The 16,616-nt window shown below is 48.7% G+C and carries 17 protein-coding genes and 1 pseudogene; 8 read left to right on the top strand and 10 right to left on the bottom strand.

The features are described from left to right. Positions 1-61: 61 nt before the first annotated feature. The 4 genes from C7I86_RS03455 to C7I86_RS03440 all read right to left on the bottom strand — a co-directional run bounded on the left by C7I86_RS03455 (position 62) and on the right by C7I86_RS03440 (position 3,864). Complete coding sequence (locus C7I86_RS03455; protein WP_010871870.1) at positions 62-1,297, bottom strand: M23 family metallopeptidase; 1,236 nt, start codon at positions 1,295-1,297, stop codon at positions 62-64. A gap of 125 nt (positions 1,298-1,422) precedes the next feature. Then, a complete protein-coding gene (locus C7I86_RS03450) occupies positions 1,423-1,617 on the bottom strand; it encodes a heavy-metal-associated domain-containing protein (RefSeq protein WP_010871869.1) in 195 nt (64 codons plus the stop codon). Positions 1,618-1,849: 232 nt separating this feature from the next. Then, positions 1,850-2,857, bottom strand: a complete 1,008-nt coding sequence (hpnA, locus tag C7I86_RS03445; protein ID WP_014407077.1) for a hopanoid-associated sugar epimerase — start codon at positions 2,855-2,857, stop codon at positions 1,850-1,852. Between the two features lie 140 nt (positions 2,858-2,997). After that, entirely contained in the window at positions 2,998-3,864 is an 867-nt protein-coding gene (locus tag C7I86_RS03440; RefSeq protein ID WP_010871867.1) for an aspartoacylase, read from the bottom strand. Between the two features lie 226 nt (positions 3,865-4,090). On the opposite strand from C7I86_RS03440, the gene C7I86_RS03435 reads away from it, so the two are divergent. Beyond that, positions 4,091-4,534: a hypothetical protein gene (locus C7I86_RS03435; RefSeq protein ID WP_020861499.1), complete on the top strand. Its 444-nt coding sequence runs from the start codon at positions 4,091-4,093 to the stop codon at positions 4,532-4,534. Between the two features lie 73 nt (positions 4,535-4,607). After that, positions 4,608-6,174 (top strand): annotated as a pseudogene (locus C7I86_RS03425) (serine/threonine protein kinase). A gap of 236 nt (positions 6,175-6,410) precedes the next feature. Here the strand turns inward: C7I86_RS03425 and C7I86_RS03420 are convergent. From C7I86_RS03420 to C7I86_RS03410, 3 genes are all read right to left on the bottom strand, one after another. Further along, positions 6,411-6,611, bottom strand: a complete 201-nt coding sequence (locus C7I86_RS03420; protein ID WP_020861498.1) for a hypothetical protein — start codon at positions 6,609-6,611, stop codon at positions 6,411-6,413. A 186-nt stretch (positions 6,612-6,797) separates the two neighbouring features. Next, complete coding sequence (locus C7I86_RS03415; RefSeq protein ID WP_010871863.1) at positions 6,798-7,622, bottom strand: hypothetical protein; 825 nt, start codon at positions 7,620-7,622, stop codon at positions 6,798-6,800. A 170-nt stretch (positions 7,623-7,792) separates the two neighbouring features. After that, positions 7,793-8,011, bottom strand: coding sequence for a hypothetical protein (locus C7I86_RS03410; RefSeq protein WP_010871862.1), 219 nt, complete (start codon positions 8,009-8,011; stop codon positions 7,793-7,795). 804 nt (positions 8,012-8,815) lie between these two features. On the opposite strand from C7I86_RS03410, the gene C7I86_RS03405 reads away from it, so the two are divergent. The 5 genes from C7I86_RS03405 (at position 8,816) to C7I86_RS03385 (ending at position 12,188) form a co-directional block, all read left to right on the top strand. Next, positions 8,816-9,334, top strand: coding sequence for a phycocyanin subunit beta (locus tag C7I86_RS03405; RefSeq protein WP_010871861.1), 519 nt, complete (start codon positions 8,816-8,818; stop codon positions 9,332-9,334). A gap of 110 nt (positions 9,335-9,444) precedes the next feature. Further along, complete coding sequence (gene cpcA, locus C7I86_RS03400; RefSeq protein WP_010871860.1) at positions 9,445-9,933, top strand: phycocyanin subunit alpha; 489 nt, start codon at positions 9,445-9,447, stop codon at positions 9,931-9,933. Between the two features lie 114 nt (positions 9,934-10,047). Further along, positions 10,048-10,869: a phycobilisome linker polypeptide gene (locus tag C7I86_RS03395; protein ID WP_010871859.1), complete on the top strand. Its 822-nt coding sequence runs from the start codon at positions 10,048-10,050 to the stop codon at positions 10,867-10,869. 45 nt (positions 10,870-10,914) lie between these two features. Next, a complete protein-coding gene (locus C7I86_RS03390) occupies positions 10,915-11,790 on the top strand; it encodes a phycobilisome linker polypeptide (protein ID WP_010871858.1) in 876 nt (291 codons plus the stop codon). A 146-nt stretch (positions 11,791-11,936) separates the two neighbouring features. Continuing rightward, on the top strand, positions 11,937-12,188 hold the full coding sequence (locus C7I86_RS03385; RefSeq protein WP_010871857.1) for a phycobilisome linker polypeptide: 252 nt from the start codon (positions 11,937-11,939) through the stop codon (positions 12,186-12,188). A 231-nt stretch (positions 12,189-12,419) separates the two neighbouring features. On the opposite strand, the gene serS is transcribed toward C7I86_RS03385, so the two are convergent. From serS to C7I86_RS03370, 3 genes are all read right to left on the bottom strand, one after another. Then, complete coding sequence (serS, locus tag C7I86_RS03380) at positions 12,420-13,712, bottom strand: serine--tRNA ligase (RefSeq protein WP_010871856.1); 1,293 nt, start codon at positions 13,710-13,712, stop codon at positions 12,420-12,422. Between the two features lie 90 nt (positions 13,713-13,802). After that, positions 13,803-14,558: a DUF1995 family protein gene (locus C7I86_RS03375; RefSeq protein ID WP_010871855.1), complete on the bottom strand. Its 756-nt coding sequence runs from the start codon at positions 14,556-14,558 to the stop codon at positions 13,803-13,805. 31 nt (positions 14,559-14,589) lie between these two features. After that, positions 14,590-14,853 (bottom strand): TIGR02450 family Trp-rich protein, encoded by a 264-nt coding sequence (locus tag C7I86_RS03370; protein ID WP_010871854.1) that lies wholly within the window; start codon positions 14,851-14,853, stop codon positions 14,590-14,592. Between the two features lie 190 nt (positions 14,854-15,043). On the opposite strand from C7I86_RS03370, the gene C7I86_RS03365 reads away from it, so the two are divergent. Further along, positions 15,044-16,549 carry an SLBB domain-containing protein gene (locus C7I86_RS03365; RefSeq protein WP_223211339.1) on the top strand — a complete coding sequence of 502 codons (1,506 nt, stop codon included), beginning with the start codon at positions 15,044-15,046 and terminating at the stop codon, positions 16,547-16,549. The last annotated feature ends 67 nt before the right edge of the window (positions 16,550-16,616 follow it).

Genomic DNA, 16,616 nt, shown 5'->3' with positions numbered 1-16,616 from the left:
GCACTCAGGGAATTGAAACAATGGGAAATCCATCGGTTGTTTAATTATAGATATCCGTCGTTTAACTTTGGGGCTGGGAGTCAGCTTGGGATTGGGCATATTTTTGGGCCGCCATCAAATTAGCCAAAGCGGCTTCCAAATGGGGGCCTGCATCCACTGCAACCCAACCATCATTGGTTAGGTGTCGCCATTCAAAGTGCAAATGAGGCCCAGTGGAGAAGCCTGTGCTACCAACTCGACCGATCACTTCACCCTGAGTCACCTGTTGTCCACTTTCTACAAAAGCTTCTGATAGGTGAGCATAACGAGATTCCTGGGTTCCATCTAAGTGGCGTAGGGTAACCATTAAGCCATAGCCGCCGGACCATTGGGCCGCTGCTACTATTCCGTCATAGGCGGCCAGTACAGGAGTGCCCATGGGAGCGCCGATGTCGGTGCCATTGTGCATACGCCCTTGGCCACTGATGGGGTGAATTCGCCAACCAAAGGCGGAGGTAATGGGGTTAACGCCGGCAACGGGGAACATCAGATCAGTCCCTTGGTTGGGCTGACCTTGGGTAGAGTACAAACCCGTGGCCCTACTGTATTCCGGTAAAGGAGCTAGGGCGATTTGAATACCCCGATTGGCCATAGGATCAAGGCTGAAAACCTGATTGGACCCCACTGGTTGCCCGATCGCCAGGGAACTGATTTTAGGCTGAATATTTAGAGGATTGAGGGGAGAAACAGAATTGTTACCGGGAGCCGCATTACGGGCATTGATGCTCTGCCGACGGGGGGTGATCGCCTTGGGGGGATTAACCGGACTAGATTGCTGACGGGCCACGGGGGCACGGTTAGCACTGCGATTGGCGGCGGGATAACGGGTATTGAGGGGAGCCTGTTGCCCAGAACGGGGAACGAACTCCACTTCTGTCCGGGTGGGCAGATTGGGGGCCGCCGCTGTACCCTGGGGAGCCGCATCAATGTAACTATTTTTTTGCAAACCCTGGCGTATTTGGGCTGGCTGGCTAGAAATGGGTGCAATAGTGGGAGCAGGTAATCTAGGCGCTGCTGGCTTGGAGTCCGGAGTCGATTGGACTGGCACGGGGGCCGTAGCTTTCACCGGAGCTGGGGGAGCGGCTGGGGTGACGGGAGCGGGGGCAGATTGTTCAATTTCCAAATTGCCAGTGGTGCTACCGGGTAAAGACCAAACCAAACCACCGATAATGATCAGCCCGCCCAAAGACAGATTGTAGAGATTGGCACCTTGACCAGGCTTACGTTTCAGGTCTTTTATCCTCGATTGGGACTGCATTGTTCAGAGCCTCACACACACATACGGGTTGCAAAATACTCCCTCGATTGTAGAGGGTTAGGCTATAAATGCAAACCAGAACAGCCGGAACGAAAAATCGTCACTGTCTCGACCTCTGTTACACTTCACTCAACTTCATGGCCCGCCGAGGCGATCGCCGTTCGTAGTTGTTCTTCCCCCAGAGCACTGGTGATGGTGACTTTTTTGCTGGTTAAATCCACTTGCACCGTTGCTTGGGCATCCTCATTTTGCACGGCTTTGGTCACAGCTTCGGCACAGGCTTCACAGGCAATGGTGGGTACAGTTAGTTGAATAGTCATGGAAAATGATAAAAATTGGAATCAAGTATGGGTTGAATTCAGATGGGATGATAGCGACGCATCATCTGGAACTACAGGAAAATCTTCTCCGTTCCAGTGCAACGACAAGGGACTTAGAGCCTGTTTTAAAAGCCCCCCTGGCCCCCAAAATTTGGGGGGAAACTGAGTGAAAGTCCCCCAGTATTGGGGGATTTGGGGGGCAGAATAAAACTTTCCAAACACGTTCTTAGAATTATTGGGTCTTAACGTAGCCATGGTTTTGGAACCAATGCACCGCATCTGCCAAAGCCTGTTTGATAGAGGACTGGGGTAGCCCCAATTCCTGCACCGCTTTACTAGCATCGTAATACATCTCCTGGGCGGACATTTTAACCCCATCCATGGGCACCGAAGGCGATCGCCCCAGGGGAGCCAGAACTTTTTCTTCCACCCAGGCAAAGGTCAAGGGTAACCAAAGGGGAACCGTATTTTTCGGGGCGGGTAACCCCGTAATGGTAGATAGATGGGCCAAAATCCCTTGAAGACTGATATTTTCATGGCCCAAAATATAGCGATCGCCTCTGGTCAGAGCAGTTTTTCCCCGTTGCCAAGCCAGGAGATGCCCCGCCGCCACATCCCGCACATCGATTAAATTCAAGCCAGTGTTAACGTAGGCTGGCATTTGTCGCCGCAGAAAGCGCAGAATTATTTCTCCCGTGGGAGTAGGTTTAATATCCCAGGGGCCAATGGGAGTGCTGGGATTAACAATGACAATGTCTTGGCCTTGCTGGGCCGCTGTCAATGCCTCCTGTTCCGCCCAATATTTGGACTGTTTATAGGCTCCAATTAACTTTTCCACTGGACTTTGATAACTTTCGTCCGCCCTTTGACCGTCCCCTTTAACGCCGATCGCCGCCACGGAACTGGTGTAGACAGTGCGTTCAATGCCTGCTTTTTGGGCACAGGCCAGGATATTTCTCGTGCCTAAAACATTACTGCGGTAAAGAGCTTCCCGGTCTTTTTGCCAAAGGGAATAGTGGGCCGCCACATGGAAGAGACCCTGACAGCCTTGCATTTGTTGGTGAAGATCCCCATCATTCAAATCTCCCACGACCCAATCTATGGGTAAATTTTGCAAATTATCGGGACGGCTGGAAGCCCGCACCAACGCCCGCACCTGATAACCCTGCTCCAACAGATGGCGGACCAAATTAGCCCCGACAAAGCCCGTGCCCCCAGTGACAAAAAAACAATCCGCCATGGCTATCCAGTGATTGACCTCCACATAGTGCCATCAAAGGTTAGCTCAAATTCCCCACTTTATCGATCGCCCGGAAGATTTCTTTCTATTTTGTCGACCTTATCAACCCGGTGATTGCATGATCAATGATCATCAGTCCGTCAAATGGCAATGGTTTTGCGCTGGGTTAACGCCATGGCAATGCCCTTTTCCACATAGGCCGCTTCACCAATAAATACGGGGTAAACCGTCGCAGCTCCCTGGTAAGGCGTAACATTACCCCGGCGATGGTAAAACAATGGTGTGCCTGGTTTAATCGCCTGGTAATCCCGGATGTGGGGCGCAATTTCCGCCACAATCTGTCCTTGTTCATCCCTGGGATAATCAATAGTGTCTATCTGCTGATAAACAGTGCAGTTATCCGCCGCTGGAACATTACCGGAGGTCGAGGCCTGGAGATAGGCTAGAATTCGGGCCAAGGTCCGTTGGGTTTTGGCGATCGCCGTTGGGTCATAGACCCCCTGGGGGACGGGGCCTAGTTCGATGGTTAAGCCTAATTCACACAGGCCACGAATGTAGGGTAAATCCTTTTGGGGAGAATACTGCAACACTCGAATTTCCTCATCCTGGGCGCTGAGATAAGCCGCTAGGTTGAGGAGCAGGGGATGGGGGCAGTTTAAAATCAAAGTTGTGCCCATGGCCGCAGTGGTGGTGTGCAAATCCACAATGAAATCAATCCCCGCCAGGGAAATTTGATGGGCCAACTGCCGAGCCCGCAACTGCTCATAGCCCATTAGATAGGGGTTTTTGCGGTCCTGGGGCCGAAAACAACGGTTTAAGTCCTGGTTAATATATCTACGATTGGCGGCGATCGCCCGGGGATTAGCCAAGAAATAGTGACACTTCAATGCCGGAAAATATCGAGCAAAATCTTTCTGTTGCCAGCGACGCACCACCTCCACCCCCGTCCTTTCATTACCATGCACTCCCCCCACAATGGCCAGGGAGCGAACTGCTGAATTTACCATTCCCCACGTAGTCCTATAAAAACTTAGAATCCAATAAAATGTCCTTATATTGTAACTTTGACTACTGTTCTAGAACAACAATGTCATTGTTTTTACTGTTTTTTGACTAGACTCCCCATCACTAAACTAAATAGTGGCAATTGTGGTGTGGATTTTTTGTGATATTTCCTGAGCTCACTGCCAGAATTAGGGACAATGGAATTGCACGGAACCGGAGAAAAACACTTTGGCCCACACTTTCCTATTGGAGCCAGGCCGATGGCATCTAGAGGGCTTTTGGCAGGAGCGCAATCAATCTCCCCTGGAAATCAAGGGAGGTGCCCTGATAGCTTGGAATCAGGAAGATTGGTTTACCATGGTGACCAAGTTTAGTTTTCCTGGTAGTAGTCACCAAGATATATCCTGTCAGTATCGGGGGCGTCTCAATGGCGGAGAGTCCCAATACACCTACGTTTTGCAACACAGTCAACTAGGGAGAGTAGAAGGGGAAGGCTGGCTCTCTAACCATGCCATTGTTCAGCGCTATTGGGTCCTAGGCGATCGCCAACGGCAGAGTGGCTTTGAAACCTTTTACCGCTTCAATGATCGTCGTTATTATTTAGCTAGTGGGATGCTCACCGGCCACTCCTTGACCAGTACAATGGAAGCCACCCTGGAAAGACAGGGTTGAGGCTAGGGATCGATATTGATTGCTTGTTGCTCAAAAAATTAACGTCACCGCTCGTCGCTGAGATATTTGCGCTATGACCCCTGACTCCCGTCACCGCCGTCTATTGGCCAATCGCTATCAACTGGTTGAGTTGGTGGGTAGTGGAGCTATGGGTCAAGTCTACCGAGCGGAAGATAAGCTCCTTGGGGGAGTCACCGTCGCAGTCAAATTCCTTTCCCAAGCCTTGCTCAATCCCCGCATGAAGGAACGGTTTGAACGGGAAGCCACTATTTCGGCCCTACTGGGGGAAAAAAGTATCCACATTGTGCGGGTGCGGGATTACGGCCTGGACGAAAAGGAAATTCCCTTCTACGTGATGGAATACCTCCAAGGGGAAAACAATTAGTGACGTGATTAAATACCGTCCCCTCAAAGTAGAGCGCTTTTTAAAAATAGCTAGGCAAATTTGCTTTGGCTTGGATTGTGCCCATAAAGGAATTATTTACCAAGGGGAAGCCTGCCCCGTTGTCCACCGGGATATCAAGCCCAGCAACGTACTGTTGGTGGAAGACCCCGCCCTGGGGGAACTGGTTAAAATTCTCGATTTTGGTATCGCCAAATTAGTACAAGCAGCAGAGGAGTCGAAAACCCAAGCTTTTATGGGTACCCTTGCCTATTGTTCCCCAGAGCAAATGGAGGGCAAAGAGTTAGATAGCCGTTCGGACATTTACAGTCTGGGGGTGATGATGTACGAAATGCTAACGGGGGAAATGCCCCTGTTCCCAGACAATTCTTCCTTTGGGGGTTGGTATGAAGCCCATCATCACACTAAGCCCCATCCCTTTTCCGCCCGTTATAAAATCCCCGCTTCCCTCGAAGCCTTGGTGATGAACTGCCTGGCCAAAAGCCCCAAAGGTCGTCCCCAATCGGTGGATGTGATTATCCGGGCGATCGATGCCATTGAAGCGGAAATCAAAGCTCCCCCCATTTCCGACACCGAGAAAACCCAGATTGCTCCCCATTTACTCAACACGGATATGGAAGCAACGGTGGTGGCCCAGCGGGGCCCGGGAATCGTCCCAGAAACGCGGTTGCCGCTGGTGAGTGAACTCTGTAAGCAGTTAGAGTGGCCCTCCGATAAACCAAAACAGAAAATTGTTTTTCCCTATGTGCTCAACGCCGCTGAAGGAAAATTGGCTAGTTTGTGGGTGATGTTGAATCAAGAGGATATCCTCACCCGGATGTCCAGCATCCGCTACAACCAATTTTTACTGATGACTTCTCCCCATCCCATGGTGCTGTGGATTACGGTGCTCTACCATCGGGAATATGGTCCCCGCTGGTTGCCCTGTTATTTGGATTTAAAGACTAGGTCGGGTCAGAGTTTTGCCCAGATGTTGGGGGAATCCGGTACCTATTGGTTGCTGTTTTTTGCGTTGGAAAATCCCACTCGCTGTCAGCATATGTTGACCGCTACCGTTGCCCCCAATCAGTGTAAGTTGCTCAAGGAGTGGGCCCAAACTAGTCAATCCATGCCCGGTGGTAAACCCCAGGTGACTAAACGGTTACTTAAGCAGGAGTTAGACCGGCTTAAACCTAAAATTGAGGCGAAATTGTCCCAGGTTAAACCATCCTTTAACAAGGAGGTTTCAGGATTGTGAGGCGATCGCCAAAATTTAAATTGCCCACACTCACACCGCTTCCATTAAATCCTTCTGCCCTAGTGGATAACTGAAGCCCATGCCTAGTCGGATTTACCACAGCCCCAACAATAAGCAAGATTAATATTCAAGCGAGAGCCCAGCTCCCCTTTGGCCAAAGCCAGACATAAACATGGGAAAACTGGGCAAAATTTGACTTAATTTAGTCGAGCAAAAACAGTCTAGACATAAAAATACTAGTCGTAATAATCCCGGCTGGAAACATTACCGATCGCCGCTTCATCTTGATTGATGCAACTGGTGTTACGGGCAAAATTGCAGACCCTGGCCCAGAGCCGGGCCCTCGTTCCCGCCGGCCCAGAGGAAAAAACCACCTTGGAGCCATTTTCAATGGTGACGCCACACACGGGACAGGTTTCTGCGGGGAAAACACTCATGAGTATTTATTCCTAGTGAATGAATTAGAAGCTACGTTAGGGGATTTAACCGGAGTAGACCGTCACAAATGTTACTGTTTACCCAATTAATTTTAAGAAATTTTAAATTTCATTGACAAAAAAGTCACTTTATATTTCAAAAGTGACAATCCATACGAGGTTATCTGGTTTGGCGCTATCCACTATCTACCAACTAGCATTACGCCAGTTACTATTGTTATTAGTGGGCACCGTTTGTCCTTGGCCATTACCGATGCGGAGGGGAGATTGCAACATTAGGGTCAAATCTCGGCTGGAAACGGTTAACAATTCTTCCGAGCCACCGCCAACAATCCCTGCGGTGGGCAGACCCCAACCGGCCAAGGCCCCCGCCGCGGCTCCCCCAAGCACTTCCAGAGGTGTAATACGGCGATCGCCGGTGGTACCGGAAATGATTGTTGCCGTGCCGGCCCCAGCCAAAGTCCCCATAATCACATCGGAAGCACTCGCCCCCTTATTGACCGTTTGAAAACCGACAAGCTCACGGGAACGGGCATTAATCGGTAAATATTCGCCATTATTGAGCACCAATTGTTGGGCCACAAATTGCATCGCATTACCATTGGCGATCGGGCGAAACTGACCAATAATTTCACTGCCAGCAGGAATAATCGTAACACCATCGGATTGACGGAGGGCCGTAGTGGTGCGGAGACTGGCCGCCCTGGTTTCTCCCCTTCTCAATGTGATTTGTCCTTGGTCAACCGCCACAGGAATCATCGTTTGGGCCGGCACTTCCACATTGTAGAGTTGACCTATGTTATAGCTAGACCGAGGAGCGCCGGGATAGGCATTATTGTTATTCCATCGGTTAGAATTTTGGGCGGCATTGCCACGGTTGGGACGGGGACGAGCTTCCACCGGATTAGTAAAACTACCAACCAACCCTCCCATCAAGAGAACGGTAGTCAATAAAGCTGTGGAGCGGCGGGCTTGCCAATGCAGCTTAGGGAACGAAAAACTATTAAACATCCTAATTTCCTCACCTGATTGCGGATATTGGTTGTGGGAAAATCTTGCCCCACTACATCCAGGTTAGGGAAAGGGAAAAGGAATGTCAGTCCCCGCTAACATGGAAGTGTTTAGCCAAATATTGACCAGTCAAGTGGAAAAAAAGGGAGTTCTCCGTCCAAGTAAACGCCTCAACCACGCTTTTGCCTGACCCGTCCCATCGATAGGCGACGGACATAGGCCACTCTTCCCATGCGGCTGGCCACGGAGTGAACAATTTCAGCCCTAGTTTCGTGGTCAACCACCGGCTTATTGGATGCACAATTTAATAATTTTTCCAGGTCGGTAATTTTCCGCTTGAGGGCCAGATCATCGGGTAGACTAAAACAATCAACAGTACAATCAAACATGACTAAAAAAAGACTTGAATGTCACTAACTACATCCAGTCTTTGCCATGGCCAGTCTTTCCACCAGAGAAACTATCACATTAACCAGGTGATTTAGATCACAGACAAACCACAGGGACGTTGCTTGGGCTAAATCCCATGAAGAGAAGGTTTATGGCTCCTGATGAAGTTATTTAGCCCATTAGCAAGGCAAATCAAAGACGATCCCGACTTCGTTATAAAATAAACTTAACAAATCTATACCCACCTGTAGAGAAGAGTCCCTGAATATCAAAATGGTGGGATAAAAAGCTCAAAAAGGAAAGTAGGCTGTGGTTCCCTAGGCAACAGTCTTCCCTACCCCACTGGAAACTAAAAAAACGAGAAAAGTTCGCACCGAACATCAATTGCATAATTTTAGCCCTAAAACATAAGCTGAACGAAACTGGTTGTCTTCCCTTCCCAATCCAGGACAATCTGAGAATCCCCTGCAACATTACTTAACAAAAAAGCAGGAATAAAATTAACAAGATGTAACAGACATAAGTCCCATCACCGTTGTATAAAGTTAACTGTGGGATTGCAAAAGCATTCAAGCCTAGGCGCTGAGCTGTTTGAGCATCCCGGTGGCCCTTGTCGCTGCCTCCGTGTTTCTCCCTGGATTTATTTAGGTAATATCTCTCATAAATCCCCGGGTAGTTAACGAAAGTTAATGGAGATCAGTAACAATAACTCTAGGGTCATTACTTTGGACTCCCTCAGTTTATCCGGGGGAATTGTGTTTAAGAAAATCCCAACTCATAAAGTCAAGTAGGAGATTAATTCAATGTTCGACGTATTCACTCGGGTTGTTTCCCAAGCTGATGCTCGCGGCGAGTACCTCTCTGGTTCTCAGTTAGATGCTTTGAGCGCTACCGTTGCTGAAGGCAACAAACGGATTGATTCTGTTAACCGCATCACCGGTAATGCTTCCGCTATCGTTTCCAACGCTGCTCGTGCTTTGTTCGCCGAACAGCCCCAATTAATCCAACCCGGTGGAAACGCCTACACCAGCCGTCGTATGGCTGCTTGTTTGCGTGACATGGAAATCATCCTCCGCTATGTTACCTACGCAACCTTCACCGGCGACGCTTCCGTTCTAGAAGATCGTTGCTTGAACGGTCTCCGTGAAACCTACGTTGCCCTGGGTGTTCCCGGTGCTTCCGTAGCTGCTGGCGTTCAAAAAATGAAAGAAGCTGCCCTGGACATCGTTAACGATCCCAATGGCATCACCCGTGGTGATTGCAGTGCTATCGTTGCTGAAATCGCTGGTTACTTCGACCGCGCCGCTGCTGCCGTAGCCTAGTCTGGTTATTTTAAAAACCAACTTTACTCAGGTTCCATACCCGAGAAAATCCAGCTTAAAGCTGACATATCTAGGAAAATTTTCACATTCTAACGGGAGATACCAGAACAATGAAAACCCCTTTAACTGAAGCCGTTTCCACCGCTGACTCTCAAGGTCGCTTTCTGAGCAGCACCGAATTGCAAATTGCTTTCGGTCGTCTACGTCAAGCTAATGCTGGTTTGCAAGCCGCTAAAGCTCTGACCGACAATGCCCAGAGCTTGGTAAATGGTGCTGCCCAAGCCGTTTATAACAAATTCCCCTACACCACCCAAACCCAAGGCAACAACTTTGCTGCGGATCAACGGGGTAAAGACAAGTGTGCCCGGGACATCGGCTACTACCTCCGCATCGTTACCTACTGCTTAGTTGCTGGTGGTACCGGTCCTTTGGATGAGTACTTGATCGCCGGTATTGATGAAATCAACCGCACCTTTGACCTCTCCCCCAGCTGGTATGTTGAAGCTCTGAAATACATCAAAGCTAACCACGGCTTGAGTGGCGATGCCCGTGACGAAGCTAATTCCTACCTCGATTACGCCATCAATGCTCTGAGCTAGTCAGTTTTTAATTCTAGCTGGCCTGGAAGGGTGGGAAAGTGTTAACAACTGGTTGACAATATTCCGCTTTTCCAGGTCTTGTCGTATTTATTGACACTTATCTAGGAGAACAAAATGACTAGTTTAGTTTCGGCCCAGCGTCTGGGCATTGTGGCCGTGGATGAGGCTATTCCCCTCGAGCTTCGTTCCCGGAGTACAGAGGAAGAGGTGGATGCCGTTATCCTGGCGGTTTACCGTCAAGTTTTGGGCAACGATCATCTCATGTCCCAGGAACGACTGACCAGTGCAGAATCTTTGCTCCGGGGCAGGGAGATTTCGGTAAGGGATTTTGTTCGGGCTGTGGCTCTGTCGGAAGTGTACCGGCAGAAGTTTTTCCATTCCAACCCACAAAATCGTTTTATCGAGCTTAATTATAAGCATTTACTGGGACGGGCTCCCTACGATCAGTCGGAAATTGCTTTCCACACCGATCTTTATCACCAGGGGGGCTATGAAGCGGAGATCAATTCCTATATTGACTCCGTAGAATACACGGAAAACTTTGGAGATTGGGTTGTACCTTATTTCCGCGGCTTTGCTACCCAGCGGAATCAAAAAACCGTTGGTTTCAGCCGTTCTTTCCAGGTGTATCGGGGCTACGCTACCAGTGATCGTTCCCAGGGAAATGGTTCCCGTTCTCGATTGACGCGGGAGTTGGCTCGCAATACAGCTTCTCCGGTGTATGCCGGTTCTACGGCCGAGAGTTTGCGGGGAACTTCGGCGGGTAGTCGTAACCAAATGTATCGTTTGCAAGTGATTCAAGGGGCGGCCCCCGGTCGTGGCACCCGAGTGCGCCGTGGTAAAGCGGAGTATCTAGTTTCCTACGATAATTTGTCTGCCAAGTTGCAACAAATCAATCGCCAAGGAGATACGGTCACAATGATTTCCCTTGCCTAGAATCAGGATTTTTTGTCAACCTAGTTAGTAAAAGGAGATTATTTAGTGGCAATTACAACCGCAGCCTCCAGATTGGGGGTGGCTCCCTATAATGAGTCCCGTCCTGTGGAGTTACGCCCTGACTTTAGCCTTGATGATGCCAAAATGGTGATTCGGGCTGTATATCGTCAGGTTTTAGGCAACGATTACATTATGGATTCTGAGCGCCTCAAGGGTGCCGAGTCTCTTTTGACCAATGGTTCTATTAGTGTGCGGGAATTTGTCCGTACCGTGGCCAAGTCGGAACTTTATAAGAAGAAATTCCTTTATAACAACTTCCAAACCCGGGTCATTGAACTCAACTACAAACATCTGTTGGGTCGTGCTCCTTTCAGTGAAGATGAGGTGATTTTCCATCTCGATCTCTATGAAAATCAGGGTTTTGATGCGGATATCGATTCTTACATTGATTCGGTCGAATACCAAGAGAACTTTGGGGAAAATATTGTTCCCTATTATCGTTTTAATAATCAGGTAGGCGATCGCACTGTGGGATTTACCCGCATGTTCCGTCTTTACCGTGGTTATGCTAACAGTGACCGTTCCCAGTTAGAGCGCAGTTCTAGTCGTCTGGCAACGGAGTTGGGACAAAATACTGTTTCGGCGATCGTGGGCCCCAGTGGCAGTAATGCTGGTTGGGCCTATCGTCCTTCTCGGGCCGGCAATACCCCAGCAAAAGCGTTGGGTGGTACGGTTCCCTTTGGTCAAGCAAGTAAGCTGTTCCGGGTGGAAATTACAGCCATTTCTGCGCCCGGTTATCCCAAAGTGCGTCGGAGCAATAAGGCGGTAATTGTTCCCTTTGAACAACTCAACCAGACCTTACAACAAATCAATCGTTTGGGGGGTAAGGTTGCTAGTATTACCCCGGCTAGCTTGAGCTAGATTTCTGTTTAGTTCAGGAGGAGAAGTGGCTTGACTTTATTTTCCCTTTGGGGAATAACTTGGGGTCGCTTCTCTTTTTGTCTTTGTAGATGATTTTGCTAATTAGCAAATTAAAACTTTAGTGTTCAGGAGTTTTTAGAATCGCCATGTTAGGTCAATCTTCTTTGGTGGGCTATTCCAATACCCAGGCGGCTAACCGTGTCTTTGTCTATGAAGTCAGTGGACTCCGCCAGACCGATGCCAATGAAAACAGTGCCCACGATATTCGTCGCAGCGGTAGTGTGTTTATCAAAGTTCCCTATGCCCGTATGAATGATGAGATGCGCCGCATTTCCCGTCTGGGGGGAACTATTGTTAACATTCGTCCCTATCAAGCTGACAGCAACGAACAAAACTAGGCTATTTTGTTAATTACTATTTGAGCTGAGTGTAAAATACCTTACTTACTCAAAAGCATTAACTAACCATAACAATGACTAATCTCTTTTTTTGATTGAACTCCAAACTAGAATAGCCATCGAGTCAGTCCATTTAGTTCATTATTAGTGAAAGTTTGTTGGCGGTGGGTTATCCGTTGATAAACCACCGTTTTTGTTTGGGCAAAGTAACGATTTGATGCAGTGATGGGTTTAAAGATAATCCCGTTTGAGGAAATCCTGCAGGACGACGGGAACTTTAACCTGACCGCTGCTGGGTTCGTAATAATTTTCTAAAATTGCCGCCATGGTGCGCCCGATCGCCAAACCGGAACCGTTGAGAGTGTGAACAAATTGGGTGCCTTTTTTGCCCTTTTCCTTGTAGCGAATGTTGGCCCGACGGGCTTGGAAATCGTGGAAGTTAGAACAACTGGAAATTTCCCGGTAGGTGTTAGCCGATGGTAACCAAACTTCCAAGTCGTAGCATTTAGCCGCTCCAAAACCTAAATCACCGGTACATAATTCCACCACTCGATAGGGTAATTCTAGGGCTTGGAGAATAGCTTCTGCATCCGCAACTAGGGCTTGGTGTTCAGCGGCGGATTCCTCTGGTTTAACTAATTTAACTAATTCGACTTTATTGAACTGATGTAAACGAATCAACCCTTTGGTATCCCGGCCGTAACTACCAGCTTCCCGCCGAAAACAGGGAGTGTAAGCACAATGTTTAATGGGGAGTTGTTCTAAGTCTAAAACTTCGTCTCGATAAAGGTTAGTCACTGGCACTTCGGCGGTGGGAATAAGCCAGAGGTCATCCCCCCGACATTGAAAACTTTCCTCAGCAAATTTGGGTAATTGCCCTGTGCCCAGCAGGGAATCGCTGTTAACTAAAATGGGAGGCATAATCTCCTGGTAGCCCACGCCAATGTGACGTTCCAGCATAAAGTTAATCAGAGCCCTTTCCAAGGCAGCTCCAGCTTTCATGAGGGAAATAAAACGACTCTGGGCTACTTTAACTCCCCGCTCACTGTCAATAATGCCTAATTTTTCACCGATTTCCCAATGGGGTAAAATTCCTACTGTTTCTGCTTTTAAGTATTGATCTCCCCAACGTTTTACTTCGATGTTATCAGCTTCACTCGCTCCTATGGGAGTGGTTTCACAAGGCAAATTGGGCAGTTCTAGTAACAGCTTTTGCAACTGCTCTTTAAGATCTTTTTCCTGGGGTTCTAAATCTGCTAACTGGATTTTTAAACTATTACCTTCTTCCCGTAAAGTTTGAATTTCTTCCCCTTTAGGATCGGCTCCCTGACCAATTTTTTGGCCAATTAATTTGCCGATTTCATTGCTACGACTTTGCAGTACAGTTCGTTCGCTTTCCTTGGCTTTTTGCTCAGCGGCGATCGCCAAAATGGGTTCGAGATCATAACTTGCCCCGCCCCCTCTTTGATTGAGGCGATTTTGAATAGCGGTGGGATTTTCACGAATTTGCTTGAGGTCTAACACGAACCAACTCTACTTAAAATTTTGGATTTTTTTAATCATTAATGGTCAACCCCATATAGTTTAAATCGTTGGGGTGAACTTCTAGCCGAACTATTGGCTGAGAGCTTTGAGAAAACGGTTTAAATTGGCCATGATGCCTCCTCGTTTAGGACTAGAGCTGGCACCTTCCGAGCTGGCCGCCTGGGGATTGGCATTAGTGCCTTCTATCAATAGTCTTTCCAGGGCTTCCCCCGCTGGCTTTTCAGGCAATTCCGTTAAAAGTTCGTATTCTTCCCCCTTTTCTAGCAATACTTGCCACCTGGAAGGGTGGGAGCGTAACACTACTGCCCCATCTAGGGGACGGAAATAGTAAGCGCTAAACAGGGTGCTCAAAAACCGTTGTCGCAGTTGCCGGGCCGCATAGCCAATGCCCACAATGGACACATCTTCTAGTTGGGGAATGAGCAAAACCACCGGGCGATCGCCGGCCAATTCACAGAGTTTTTCCACACTTTGCACTTCCACCGCAGAAGGGGAGACCACCAAAAATACTTGGTCAGATTCAGCAATTTTGCGGCCAATGGGGGTGTAGCGACTACCTAAATCTCCAATTTGAAAAGGAACTTCGCCCCAGTCTCTTTTTGCCAGGGCCGCCGCTCCAGTATCGGGAAAAATTATCCGTAGTCCCAATCCTTGATCAGCAAATAATTGGCTAAATTCTAAGGCAATAGCTTGGGCTTGGAGGGCAATTTCTGGCACCGCCAATTCCACCTGGATACGACGGTAGCCATCATCTAAGGCCCTTTGGGTGGCGGCGATCGCCTCGGAGATGGCCTCATCAATGGTGGAGGGAACGGGGAGGGACATGGTTATGGGGGGAGGATTAATGACTCGGAGGTTATTTTAGCGCTATCTGATCTTCCTCATCCCTTTCCATGGCCTGGAGGGGTTGCCAGCCCGAGCGCCAGAGCAGATCATCTTTAAGTTGTTGGGCATTGAGCCAAAACCGCACTTTCGGATCGCAACTGGCCACCATTTCCGCAAAAACCCACTGACCCTCCTGCCGTCGATTGACCACTTGGAAGTGTCGCCAACCCCAGGTTTTTTGTTGGGCTGTCCATTTGGAACCGAGGAGATGGGGAAATTTTTGCTTGCGGGCCATGGGAAAAGTTAACCAAAAGCTGAACAAAATTTTTACAGTGCCTACCTGAACATATGATATCCGTCTACAATGTGCCCAGGCTATGGGGATAATCTGGTGGCCTTGAACTTGGAAACCAAAAGGAACATAATCCTTTCTTTTAGTCCAGTCAGATCTTTAACTTTTGGCTTTTCTCCATTTGATGAATGCTATGAATCCTAGTCAATCCTTCCCTTCTAAACTCGGTGGTGCAGTGCTGGTAACCACCATGGCCTGTTTAGGTCTGTGGACACAGGAAGCATTTGCTCAAATTGGTAGTCCTTCCCCTAGTCTATTACCGCAGACCAGTCCCCAAAACGCTCCCTCTATCCTGCCTCCAGAGAGTGAATACACCCTCGGCCCCGGCGATCGCCTCCGGGTCGATGTGCTGCAGGTGGAAGGGTTATCGGGAGAATATCAAGTTTTAGTGGACGGCACAGTGGGTTTTCCCCTCATTGGCACTGTCAGAGTTGCCGGCCTAACCATCCCAGAACTAAACCAAATTTTAGTTAGCCAGTACGCAAAATATATTCGCCGTCCCTTGGTCACTGCCATTCTGACTGTCCCTCGCCCCCTAAGCATCACCCTTTCCGGTGAGGTCAATTCCCCCGGCGCCTACGCCCTGGCGATCGAAGGCGGGCAGAAATTTCCTACCCTCACCCAAGTAATTCAACAGGCTGGCGGTCTCACCCCAGTATCAGACATCAGTCGGGTGCAGCTGCGGCGGCAAAAGGGTAATCAACAAGAAAACTACAGCATCAACCTGTGGGAACTGCTACAGAAAGGAAATTCCCGTCAAAACGTCACCCTAAGAGATGGTGATATTGTGGTTATCCCAAGCAAAACTGCCACAGATCCGAGGGAAGTGCGACAATTAGCCGACGCAAATTTTGGTATTCGTTTTGAGCAAGAAATTAACGTGGCGGTGATTGGGGAAATTTTTCGCCCTGGTTCTTACAAAATTTCCCCTGCCATTAGAGCCTCTAGTATCACCGAAGTGAGTGGTGACAACAGCAGCACAGCCGCAACTAGCAGTCGTGCCAACGTAGAAAATACCCAGCCGGTGCGCCTGACCCAAGCAATCCAAGAAGCCGGTGGTATTAAATCCCAAGCAGATATTCGCAATGTGGAAGTGCGGCGAGAAAATCGGGACGGGAACTTTGAGTTGATTGTGGTCAATCTTTGGGAACTCTTAGACGAAGGCAACCTAGATAAAGACGTTATCCTCCAAAACGGCGACGTCATTACAGTTCCCCAGGCTAAAGAAGTGTCACCAGATGAATTTGAGGCCATTGCCACTGCCAATTTTTCACCCCGCTCCATCACTGTTAACGTTGTGGGGGAAGTGCGACGAGGTGGTGCTATCCAGCTACAGCCTAATTCCACCTTAAACCAAGCAATTTTGGCCGCCGGTTCCTTTGACCCGATTCGGGCGGATAAAGCCAGCGTTGATCTAATTCGTTTAAATCCCGATGGCACAGTTACGAGACTTAATATCGCCCCTGACTTTAGTCTTAACATTAGTTCTGACAAAAATCCAACTTTAAGAAACAATGATGTAGTCTTAGTTAACACCAGTGGTTTAACTCAAGCTACCGATACCCTCAGGGAATTATTTAGTCCAATTGGAGCACTCTTAGGAGGAGGGGCTTTGTCTATCATCGACCGCCTTAATTAATTCAGAGTGAACTCATAACCCATATGACTATGCTAAGTTTTTACAGTTCTCTTACTGAACATTGTTG

The organism is Synechocystis sp. IPPAS B-1465, assembly GCF_003015225.1.
In the GTDB taxonomy this organism is placed as follows: Bacteria; Cyanobacteriota; Cyanobacteriia; order Cyanobacteriales; family Microcystaceae; genus Synechocystis.
The sequence above is the reverse complement of the archived record's forward strand: the minus strand, read 5'-3'. Positions and strand labels throughout refer to the sequence as shown.